Genomic DNA, 11,574 nt, shown 5'->3' with positions numbered 1-11,574 from the left:
GGCCGGCTTGAGTGTTTAAAAACCAAATCAAAAGCTAAAGCGGGCACGGTCCACTGTAGGAGCTGGCTTGCCGGCGATGGCATCACCTCGGTGTGTCTGGAAGACCGAGGTGCCTGCATCGCCGGCAAGCCAGCTCCTACAGAAAAGCGGCTCTGCTTTCGTTCTGGTCTTTGCTTTTACCATAAGTAGCCGTTACCGCAGAAACGGATATGTACACAATCAAACCACCTCAACCTGCCGCACCTGCTTCTCCAGTTCAGCCTTCAACCCAGGCTCCAACTTAAGCTGCCGCGCCAACTCATCGAGGTAAGCCTTCTCCATGAAGTTCTCCTCATCCACCAACATCACACTGGCGATATACATCTCGGCGGCCAATTCCGGAGTACTGGCAGCCCGAGCCACATCTGCCGGATCCAGCGGCTTGTTCAGCTCGGCATGTAACCACTGCTGCAACTCACGATCGTTATCCAGCTTCACAAACTCCCCTTCGATCAACGCCCGCTCACGCTCATCCACATGCCCGTCAGCCTTGGCCGCAGCCACCAGCGCCTTCAAAATCCCCTGGCTGTGCTGCTCGACCTGGGCCGGCGGCAACCGATCAATGGTCTGCGGCTCCCCTTGAGGCGCACTCGCCTGCTGCGCCTGCCAATTACCGTAGGCCTTGTAGGCAATCACCCCCAAAGCAGCCAACCCGCCATAGGTCAGCGCCTTGCCGCCAAACTTGCGGGCTTTCTTGTTGCCCAGCAACAGGCCCATGGCGCCGGCCGCGAGGGCCCCACCACCGGCACCGCCAAGCAAGCTACCCAACCCGCCGCCACCCAGCAGTCCGCCAAGGGCACCCTTGTCATCTGACTTGCGCTGCCCGCCAGCCTTGTTCTGCAACATGTCCTGGCCGGATTTGAGCAGTTGATCGAGCAATCCACGGGTATTCATTCACAACCTCCAGAAACTCAAGTTCACAGGACCAATAGGCCCCCAGCGTAAAACTAAGTGCCAAAAACCCCCGATCTAGAGTGCTTCCAGATGTAACGCGCTTACCCCTCAATTAAAACGATATACACTCGAACAAATCTATAAAAACACCCCACTGGTAATTCCAGCATGATGACCTTGCGTCAGATCCGTCACTTCATCGCCGTGGCCGAGACCGGCTCGATCTCCGCCGCTGCCCAGACCGCCTTCATCTCCCAGTCCACCCTGACCCTGGCGATCCAGCAACTGGAACAGGAAATCGGCGTCAACCTGTTCAACCGCCACGCCAAGGGCATGACCCTGACCCACCAGGGCCACCAGTTCCTGCGCCAGGCGCACCTCATCCTCGCCACCGTCGACAACGCCAAGCGCAGCCTGCAACAGAGCACCGACCAGGTGGCCGGGCAGTTGATCATCGGCGTGACCAGCCTGGTCGCCGGCTACTACCTGGCGGACTTGCTTACCCGCTTCCAGCGCGCCTACCCCAATGTCGAAATCCGCGTGATGGAGGACGAACGCCCCTACATCGAACACCTGCTGGTCAGCGGTGAAATCGACGTCGGCGTGCTGATCCTCTCCAACCTCGAAGACCGCCACGCCCTGCAAACCGAAGTGCTCACCCACTCGCCCCACCGTTTATGGCTGCCCGCCCAGCACCCGCTGCTGGAACACGACAGCATCAACCTGGCGGATGTGGCGCGCGAGCCGCTGATTCAGCTGAACGTCGACGAAATGGGCCACAACGCCCAACGCATGTGGACCGGCGCCGGGCTGCAACCCCGCGTCACCTTGCGCACCGCCTCGACGGAAGCCGTGCGAAGCCTGGTCGCCGCCGGCCTGGGCGTGTCGATCCAGCCGGACATGACCTACCGCCCCTGGTCCCTGGAAGGCGACATCATCGAGGCCCGGCCGATTGCCGACCTCAGCCAGACCCTCGACGTGGGCCTGGCCTGGCGCCGGGGCACGGCGCGCCCGGCACTGGTGGACCCATTCCTGACGGTGGCCCGCGAACAGCCCCACCCACGCAAGCCATCTATTTAATCGAATGCTGCTTTCAGTATTTAGTATTTGTTGACCTCGCGCCTGACCTCTAGTCTCTGCTCATCCCATAAGAGAAGGTCAGGCGCCTCGCACGAGAACAGCCATGACCACACAAGAAAAGAGATCGCGAAAAATGTCTGGCGCGCCCACACCGCTGCTCACTGCGTTGCTGATCGACGGCGAACTGGTCCCGGGCCAGGGGTTTGTCGAGCCGATCATCAACCCGGCCACCGGTGAAATCCTCACCCATATCGCCGAAGCCAGTACCGAGCAGGTCGAAGCCGCAATCCTCGCCGCCCACCGGGCCTTTGCCGGTTGGTCGCGGACCACGCCCCAGCAGCGCTCGAACATCCTCCTGGGCATCGCCGAGACAATCGAAAAACAAGCCGACTACCTCGCCCGCCTGGAATCGCTGAATTGCGGCAAGCCGCTGCACCTGGCACGTCAGGACGATTTGAGCGCGACCGTCGATGTGTTCCGTTTCTTCGCCGGCGCCGTGCGCTGCCAGACCGGGCAACTGAGCGGTGAATACCTGCCGGGCTACACCAGCATGGTACGTCGCGATCCGATTGGCGTGGTGGCCTCCATTGCGCCGTGGAATTACCCGCTGATGATGGCCGCCTGGAAAATCGCCCCGGCCCTGGCGGCCGGTAATACCCTGGTGTTCAAGCCGTCGGAACATACCCCGCTGTCGATCCTGGCCCTGGCGCCCGTACTGAGCCAGTTGTTGCCGCGCGGGGTGATCAACATCCTGTGTGGCGGCGGCGAAGGGGTCGGCAGCCATTTGGTCAGCCACCCGAAGGTGCGCATGGTCTCGTTGACCGGCGATATCGTCACCGGGCAGAAGATCCTCCAGGCCGCCTCCAAGACACTCAAGCGCACGCACCTGGAGCTGGGCGGCAAGGCCCCGGTGATCGTGTGCAACGACGCCGACCTGCAAGCCGTGGTCGAAGGCGTGCGCGCCTACGGTTACTACAACGCCGGCCAGGACTGCACCGCCGCGTGCCGCATCTACGCCCAGGCCGGCATCCACGACAAATTGGTGGCCGAGCTCGGCGCCGCCGTCAGCAGCCTGCGGTTTGCCGGCAAGCGCGATGCCGACAACGAACTCGGCCCGCTGATCAGCACCCGCCAGCGCGACCGCGTCGCCAGTTTTGTCGAACGCGCCCTCGGCCAGCCGCATATCGAACGCATCACCGGCGCCGCCGTGCATTCCGGTGCTGGCTTCTTCTACCAGCCAACCTTGCTGGCCGGTTGTAAACAGAATGATGAAATCGTGCAGCGCGAAGTGTTCGGCCCGGTGGTCACCGTGACCCGCTTCGACGAGCTGGAACAGGCGGTGGACTGGGCCAACGACTCGGAATACGGCCTGGCCTCCTCCGTGTGGACCCAGAATCTGGACAAGGCGATGCAAGTGGCGTCGCGCCTGCAATACGGCTGCACCTGGATCAACAGTCATTTCATGCTGGTCAGCGAAATGCCCCACGGCGGCTTGAAGCGCTCGGGGTATGGCAAAGATCTGTCCAGCGATTCGCTACAGGACTACAGCGTGGTGCGGCACATCATGGCGCGCCACGGCCAGCATCTTTAAAACAACAACTACGCTCACGCACCACCTGCTGCAAAAACTGCCCCGACCATAATTAAAGAAGAGGGAACCCCCATGTCTGCGCACAAGACCGCTCTGCTCAGTGCCCTGACCACCGCGCTGCTGGCCAGTGTCAGCATCCAGGCCGCCGAACCGCTGAAGGCGGTGGGTGCCGGTGAAGGCCAGTTGGATATCGTCGCCTGGCCCGGCTATATCGAACGTGGCGAAAGCGACAAGAACTACGACTGGGTCACCGGTTTCGAGAAAGAGACCGGCTGCAAGGTCAACGTCAAGACCGCCGCCACCTCCGACGAGATGGTGAGCTTGATGGCCAAGGGCGGCTACGACCTGGTCACCGCGTCGGGCGATGCCTCGCTGCGGTTGATCGTCGGCAAGCGCGTACAGCCGATCAACACCTCGCTGATTCCCAACTGGAAGAACATCGACCCACGCCTGAAAGATGCGCCGTGGTACGTGGTCGGCCAGCAAACGTACGGCACGCCGTACCAGTGGGGCCCGAACGTGTTGATGTACAACACCAACGTGTTCAAGACCGCGCCCACCAGCTGGAACGTAGTGTTCGATGCGCAGAACCTGCCGGACGGCAAGCCGAACAAAGGCCGCGTGCAGGCCTATGACGGCCCGATCTACATCGCCGATGCGGCGCTGTACCTCAAGGCCACCAAGCCGGAACTGGGCATCCAGAGCCCGTACGAGCTGACCGAAACCCAGTACAAGGCCGTGCTCGACCTGTTGCGCGCCCAGCAGCCGTTGATCCACCGCTACTGGCATGACACCACCGTGCAGATGAGCGACTTCAAGAACGAAGGCGTGGTGGCCTCCAGCGCATGGCCCTATCAGGTCAACGGCCTGGTGAACGAGAAGCAGCCGATTGCCTCGACCATTCCGAAGGAAGGCGCCACCGGCTGGGCGGATACCACCATGCTGCACACCGATGCCAAGCACCCGAACTGCGCCTACAAGTGGATGGACTGGTCGCTGCAGCCGAAGGTCCAGGGTGATGTGGCCTCGTGGTTCGGTTCGTTGCCGGCGGTTCCCGCGGCGTGCAAGGAAAGCGAACTGCTGGGCGCCGAGGGTTGCAAGACCAACGGTTTCGACCAGTTCGAGAAGATCGCCTTCTGGAAAACCCCGCAGGCTGAAGGCGGCAAGTTCGTGCCATACAGCCGCTGGACCCAGGATTACATCGCGATCATGGGCGGGCGCTAAGCACTCCCTAGTTGATCGTTCCCACGCTCCGCGTGGGAATGCCTCCTGTGACGCTCCGCGTCACGACTTTAAGGGCGGACGCGGAGCGTCCAGCGCTGCATTCCCACGCAGAGCGTGGGAACGATCACCTCTACCTCCGATTTAATTTTTACAAGACGCGCCTTTTTGGAGCACCGCACCATGACGCTTGCAGTCCAATTCACCCACGTTTCCCGTCAGTTCGGCGAAGTGAAAGCCGTTGACCGGGTTTCCATCGATATCCAGGACGGCGAGTTCTTTTCCATGCTCGGCCCTTCCGGCTCGGGCAAAACCACGTGCCTGCGCCTGATCGCCGGGTTCGAGCAACCCAGTGCCGGCTCCATCCGCATCCACGGTGAGGAAGCCGCCGGCTTGCCGCCGTATCAGCGCGACGTGAACACTGTGTTCCAGGATTACGCGCTGTTCCCCCACATGAACGTGCGGGACAACGTGGCCTACGGCCTGAAAGTCAAAGGCGTAGGCAAGACCGAACGCCTCAACCGCGCCGAAGAAGCGCTGGGCATGGTCGCCCTCGGCGGTTACGGCGACCGCAAGCCGGTGCAACTCTCCGGCGGCCAGCGTCAACGTGTGGCCCTGGCCCGCGCACTGGTTAATCGTCCGCGCGTATTACTGCTGGATGAGCCCCTCGGCGCTCTCGACCTGAAGCTGCGCGAACAGATGCAAAGCGAGCTGAAGAAACTGCAACGCCAACTTGGCATCACCTTCATCTTCGTCACCCACGACCAGACCGAAGCACTGTCGATGTCCGACCGTGTGGCCGTATTCAACAAGGGCCGCATCGAACAGGTCGACACCCCGCGCAACCTGTACATGAAGCCCGCCACCACCTTCGTCGCGGAATTCGTCGGCACCTCCAACGTGATTCGCGGCGAATTGGCGCAACGCTTGAGCGGTAACCCGCAGCCGTTCTCGATCCGCCCGGAACACGTGCGCTTCGCCGAAGGCCCGCTGGGCAGCGGCGAGGTGGAAGTCAGCGGCCTGCTGCATGACATTCAGTACCAGGGCAGCGCCACTCGCTACGAACTGAAACTGGAAAACGGCCAGGCGCTGAACATCAGCCAGGCCAACAACCAATGGCTGGACACCACCGCCGGGCATCAAGTCGGCCAGTCCATCACCGCGCGCTGGGCGCGGGAAGCCATGACGCCGTTGACCGACATCGCAGGCGAGGTGTGACATGAGCCTGGCCCTGTCCCAACCCCCGATGCGCAGGTTTTCCAACCTGCTGTACAAGAAGCCCAACCTGTACCTGTCGCTGCTGCTGGTGCCGCCGCTGATCTGGTTCGGCGCGATCTATTTGGGGTCGCTGCTGACCTTGCTGTGGCAAGGCTTCTATACGTTCGATGACTTCACCATGGCGGTCACCCCGGACCTGACCCTGGCCAACTTTGCCGCGCTGTTCCAGCCGTCGAACTTCGACATCATCGTGCGCACCTTGAGCATGGCGGTGGTGGTGTCCATCGCCAGTGCCATCGTCGCGTTCCCGATCGCCTACTACATGGCGCGCTACACCACCGGCAAGACCAAGGCGTTTTTCTACATCGCGGTGATGATGCCGATGTGGGCCAGCTACATCGTCAAGGCCTACGCCTGGACCCTGCTGCTGGCCAAGGGCGGCGTGGCGCAGTGGTTCGTGCAGCACCTGGGCCTGGAGCCGGCGCTGCAATTCATCATGGGCATTCCCGGCGTGGGCGGCAGCACCTTGAGCACCTCGCACCTGGGGCGGTTCATGGTGTTTGTGTACATCTGGCTGCCGTTCATGATTCTGCCGATCCAGGCCTCGCTGGAGCGTTTGCCGCCATCGTTGCTGCAGGCCTCGGCAGACCTCGGCGCCAAGCCGCGCCAGACCTTCATGCAGGTGATTCTGCCGCTGTCGGTGCCGGGGATCGCGGCGGGTTCGATCTTTACGTTCTCGCTGACCCTGGGCGACTTCATCGTGCCGCAACTGGTGGGCCCGCCGGGTTACTTCGTCGGCGGCATGGTGTACGCGCAACAAGGCGCTATCGGCAACATGCCCATGGCCGCGGCGTTCACTCTGGTGCCGATCGTGCTGATCGCGGTTTACCTGTCCATCGTCAAACGTCTGGGGGCCTTCGATGCACTCTGAAAAAGCCTCACTCAGTCTAAAAATCGCGGCCTGGGGCGGGTTGGTTTTCCTGCACTTCCCGATCCTGATCATCTTCCTCTACGCCTTCAACACCGAAGAGGCGGCGTTCAGCTTTCCACCCCAGGGCTTCACCCTGAAGTGGTTCAGCGTGGCCTTCTCGCGGCCGGACGTATTGGAAGCGATCAAGCTGTCGCTGCAAATCGCGGCCATCGCCACGCTGATTGCGATGGTGCTCGGCACCCTGGCCTCGGCGGCGTTGTATCGCCGGGAGTTCTTCGGCAAGCAAGGCATCTCGCTGATGCTGATCCTGCCGATTGCACTGCCGGGGATCATCACCGGTATCGCGTTGCTGGCGACCTTCAAGACCCTGGGGATTGAGCCGGGGATGTTCACCATCATCGTCGGCCACGCGACCTTCTGCGTGGTGATCGTCTACAACAACGTGATCGCCCGTTTGCGCCGCACTTCCCACAGCCTGATCGAAGCCTCGATGGACCTCGGCGCCGACGGCTGGCAGACCTTCCGCTACATCATCATGCCCAACCTCGGCTCGGCGTTGCTGGCCGGCGGCATGCTGGCGTTCGCGCTGTCGTTCGACGAAATCATCGTCACCACCTTCACCGCCGGCCACGAGCGCACCTTGCCGCTGTGGCTGCTCAACCAGTTGAGCCGGCCACGGGATGTGCCGGTGACCAACGTGGTGGCGATGCTGGTGATGATCGTGACGATGTTCCCGATCCTGGGTGCCTATTACCTGACCCGCGGCGGCGAAAGCGTGGCCGGTAGTGGCGGTAAATAACTGACAACACATTGCCACTGAAGGAATGAGGTTCAAATGTGGGAGCGGGCTTGCTCGCGAAAGCGGTGTATCAGTCAGGTGATGTATCAACTGAAAGACCGTATTCGCGAGCAAGCCCGCTCCCACACTTGAACCGGTTTCGGCAGGGGAAACGATGCAGCTTTAAGAGGAATGAACCATGCAAACCAAACTGCTGATCAACGGCCATCTGGTCGAAGGCGAAGGCCCGGCGCAGCCGGTGTTCAACCCGGCGTTGGGTCGGGTACTGGTGGAAATCAAGGAAGCCAGCGAAGCCCAGGTCGACGCCGCCGTGCGTGCTGCCGACAGCGCTTTTGAAGGCTGGTCGCAAACGCCACCGAAGGATCGCTCGCTGCTGCTGCTCAAACTCGCCGACGCCATCGAAGCCCACGGCGCAGAGCTGGCAAAGCTTGAGTCGGACAACTGCGGAAAACCCTACAGCGCCGCGCTGAACGACGAGATCCCGGCGGTGGCCGATGTGTTCCGCTTCTTCGCCGGCGCCAGCCGCTGCATGAGCGGTTCGGCCGGCGGTGAGTACCTGCCGGGCCACACCTCGATGATCCGCCGTGACCCGGTGGGCGTGATTGCCTCCATCGCGCCGTGGAACTACCCGCTGATGATGGTCGCCTGGAAAATCGCCCCGGCCCTGGCCGCCGGTAATACCGTGGTGCTCAAGCCTTCGGAACAAACCCCGCTGACCGCGCTGCGCCTGGTGGAACTGGCCGCTGAAATTTTCCCGGCCGGTGTACTCAACCTGGTGTTTGGCCGTGGGCCAACCGTGGGCAGCCCGCTGGTGAATCACCCGAAAGTGCGCATGGTGTCGCTGACGGGTTCGATTGCCACCGGGGCCAATATCATTTCCAGCACTGCCGACAGCGTCAAACGCATGCACATGGAACTGGGCGGCAAGGCGCCGGTGATCATCTTCAACGACGCCGATATCGACGCGGCGGTGGAAGGCATTCGCACCTTCGGCTTCTACAACGCCGGGCAGGATTGCACCGCTGCGTGCCGGATTTATGCACAGGCCGATATCTACGACACGTTCGTCGAAAAGCTCGGCGCGGCGGTTGCCAGCATCAAATACGGTTTGCAGGATGACCCGGCCACCGAGCTGGGCCCGCTGATCACCGCACAGCAACGTGACCGTGTGGCCGGGTTTGTGGAGCGTGCCGTGGCGCAATCCCATATCCGCCTGATCACGGGTGGCAAGGCGGTGGAAGGCAACGGGTTCTTCTTTGAGCCGACCGTATTGGCCGACGCGCAGCAGGACGATGAAATCGTGCGCCGCGAAGTGTTCGGGCCGGTAGTGTCGGTAACCAAATTCAACGACGAGGCCCAGGTATTGGCCTGGGCCAACGATTCGGACTACGGCCTGGCCTCTTCCGTGTGGACCGCCGATGTCGGCCGCGCCCATCGCCTGGCTGCACGGTTGCAGTACGGCTGCACCTGGGTGAACACCCACTTCATGCTGGTCAGCGAAATGCCCCATGGCGGTCAGAAACTGTCCGGCTACGGCAAGGACATGTCCATGTACGGCCTGGAGGATTACACCACGGTTCGCCATGTGATGTTCAAGCACTGACCCCTTACCCCTGTCGAAGCGAGCTCACTGTGGCGAGGGAGCTTGCTCCCGCTGGGCTGCGTAGCGGCCCCAAAATCCTGGGAGCGCTTCGCACTCCAGCGGGAGCAAGCTCCCTCGCCACAACAGCCGGCTCCTGCAGGGATCTCATAACAATAAATAATTCGCAGGTTCCCATGGACATCACCCGCCGCGACTTCCTCAACGGCGTCGCTATCACGATTGCCGCCGGTATGACCCCGCTGCAAATCCTCCAGGCCGCTCCCGATGGCCGCTACTACCCGCCCGCCCTCACCGGCTTGCGCGGCAGCCATGTCGGCTCATTCGAAGTTGCCCACCAGATGGGCTGGGAAAAGAAGGCCTTCGACACCGATAAACTGCCGATCACCGAAGACTACGACCTGGTGGTGGTCGGCGGTGGCTTGAGCGGTTTGTCGGCGGCGTGGTTCTACCGTGAGAAGCACCCGAAGGCGAAGATCCTGATCCTGGAGAACCACGACGACTTCGGCGGCCACGCCAAGCGCAATGAGTTCCAGGCCGGTGGCCGGCTGATCATCGGCTACGGCGGCAGCGAAGCGTTTCAGTCACCGAATCATCTTTACAGCAAGGAAGTAAACGGGCTGTTGAAAAAACTCGGGGTGAACATCAAGCGCTTCGAGACCGCCTTCGACCGCCAGTTCTACCCGGGCCTGGGTTTGTCCCGTGGGGTGTTCTTCGACAAGGAAAACTTTGGCGAAGACAAACTGGTGACCGGCGACCCGACGCCGATGGTCGCCGACGACATCGCCCCGGACCAGTTGCATGCGCGCTCCATCAGCGACTTCATCAATGATTTCCCGCTGCCGGAAACCGACCGTCAGGCGCTGATTGCCTTGCACGTCGCGCCCAAGGATTACCTGCCGGGCAAGACTGCCGAGGAAAAGGCCGAGTACCTCGCGACCACCAGCTACCGCGATTTCCTGCTCAAGAACGTAGGACTCTCGGAAGGCGCGGTGAAGTACTTCCAAAGCCGCACCAACGACTTCATGGCCTTGAGTATCGACGCGGTGGCGTCGGCTGATGCCTATAGCGTGGGTTTCCCTGGCTTCGGCGGAATGAACCTGGCACCGATCAGCGAAGAAGCCGCCGCAGAAATGGAAGAACCCTACATCTACCACTTCCCCGACGGCAACGCCTCGCTGGCACGCTTGCTGGTGCGCAGCCTGATTCCGGCAGTGGCACCGGGGCACACCATGGATGACATCGTGCTGGCGCCGTTTGACTACGCCAGGCTTGATCAGCCCAGGACGCCGGTGCGGGTGCGTTTGAACAGCACTGCGGTCAGTGTGCGTAACGTCGGTGACGGTGTGCACATCGGCTACAGTCGTGGCGGCCAACTCGCACAGGTCCGCGGCAAACGCTGCATCCTGGCCTGCTACAACATGATGATCCCGTACCTGCTGCGCGATCTGCCGGCAGAACAAGCCCAGGCCCTGAGCCAGAACGTGAAGTACCCGCTGGTCTACACCAAAGTGGTGGTACGCAACTGGACGTCGTTCCAGAAGCTGGGGGTGCACGAGATTTATGCAGCGACCCAGCCTTACAGCCGGATCAAGCTGGATTACCCGGTGAGCATGGGCGGCTACGAGCACCCGCGCGACCCGACGCAGCCAATTGGTTTGCACATGGTGTACGTGCCCACCAGCCCCAACAGCGGCATGAACGGCCGCGACCAGGCCCGCGCCGGGCGGGGCAAGTTGTATGGGCAGACATTTGAACAACTGGAAGCGCAACTGCGGGATCAGCTGCAGCGCATGCTCGGCCCGGGTGGCTTCAACCACCAGACCGACATTCTGGCGATCACTGTCAACCGTTGGTCACACGGCTATGCGACCTTCTCCAACAGCTTGTTTGACGATGCCGATGAAAGCGAAAAACTGAAGGACCTGGCGCGCCAGCCGGTGGGACATGTGAGCATCGCCAACTCGGATGCCGCGTGGAGCGCGTATGCCCATGCGGCGATTGATGAGGCATATCGAGCGGTAGGCGAAGTGGGCTGATCCCGGCGTTCCTGAAGAGGTTATTGTGGCGAGGGAGCTTGCTCCCGCTGGGCTGCGCAGCAGCCCCAAACCAGGCGATCGAGATATCCCTGAAGGATCTCGATCGTCTGGTTTGGGGTCGCTTCGCGCCCCAACGGGAGCAAGCTCCCTCGCCACACGGTT

The 11,574-nt window shown here is 61.9% G+C and carries 9 protein-coding genes and 1 pseudogene; 9 read left to right on the top strand and 1 reads right to left on the bottom strand.

Features of this window, described 5'->3' with window-relative positions:
* Positions 1-189, top strand: a pseudogene (locus HX801_RS31875) (hypothetical protein); the annotation flags it as partial.
* Between the two features lie 30 nt (positions 190-219).
* On the opposite strand, the gene HX801_RS01010 reads toward HX801_RS31875, so the two are convergent.
* Complete coding sequence (locus tag HX801_RS01010; protein WP_177021415.1) at positions 220-933, bottom strand: tellurite resistance TerB family protein; 714 nt, start codon at positions 931-933, stop codon at positions 220-222.
* Between the two features lie 168 nt (positions 934-1,101).
* Here HX801_RS01010 and HX801_RS01005 point away from each other — a divergent pair, with 168 nt between their 5' ends.
* From HX801_RS01005 to HX801_RS00970, 8 genes are all read left to right on the top strand, one after another.
* On the top strand, positions 1,102-2,013 hold the full coding sequence (locus HX801_RS01005; protein WP_003209548.1) for a LysR family transcriptional regulator: 912 nt from the start codon (positions 1,102-1,104) through the stop codon (positions 2,011-2,013).
* 133 nt (positions 2,014-2,146) lie between these two features.
* Entirely contained in the window at positions 2,147-3,604 is a 1,458-nt protein-coding gene (locus HX801_RS01000; protein WP_003209549.1) for a gamma-aminobutyraldehyde dehydrogenase, read from the top strand.
* Between the two features lie 72 nt (positions 3,605-3,676).
* Positions 3,677-4,828: a putative ABC transporter substrate-binding protein YdcS gene (ydcS, locus tag HX801_RS00995; RefSeq protein ID WP_003209550.1), complete on the top strand. Its 1,152-nt coding sequence runs from the start codon at positions 3,677-3,679 to the stop codon at positions 4,826-4,828.
* Between the two features lie 180 nt (positions 4,829-5,008).
* Positions 5,009-6,043: an ABC transporter ATP-binding protein gene (locus HX801_RS00990; protein WP_003209551.1), complete on the top strand. Its 1,035-nt coding sequence runs from the start codon at positions 5,009-5,011 to the stop codon at positions 6,041-6,043.
* Position 6,044: 1 nt separating this feature from the next.
* Positions 6,045-6,974: an ABC transporter permease gene (locus HX801_RS00985; RefSeq protein WP_003209552.1), complete on the top strand. Its 930-nt coding sequence runs from the start codon at positions 6,045-6,047 to the stop codon at positions 6,972-6,974.
* Entirely contained in the window at positions 6,964-7,773 is an 810-nt protein-coding gene (locus HX801_RS00980; RefSeq protein WP_003209553.1) for an ABC transporter permease, read from the top strand. Before HX801_RS00985 ends, HX801_RS00980 begins: the two co-directional genes overlap by 11 nt.
* 178 nt (positions 7,774-7,951) lie before the next feature.
* A complete protein-coding gene (locus tag HX801_RS00975; RefSeq protein ID WP_177021414.1) occupies positions 7,952-9,376 on the top strand; it encodes a gamma-aminobutyraldehyde dehydrogenase in 1,425 nt (474 codons plus the stop codon).
* Positions 9,377-9,549: 173 nt separating this feature from the next.
* On the top strand, positions 9,550-11,412 hold the full coding sequence (locus tag HX801_RS00970; protein ID WP_134325817.1) for an NAD(P)/FAD-dependent oxidoreductase: 1,863 nt from the start codon (positions 9,550-9,552) through the stop codon (positions 11,410-11,412).
* Positions 11,413-11,574 lie beyond the last annotated feature (162 nt).

This window comes from Pseudomonas sp. G1002 (assembly GCF_013385455.1).
Classification (GTDB): domain Bacteria; phylum Pseudomonadota; class Gammaproteobacteria; order Pseudomonadales; family Pseudomonadaceae; genus Aquipseudomonas.
Note: the sequence above shows the minus strand (reverse complement) of the source record. Positions and strands in the feature narration are given on the sequence as shown.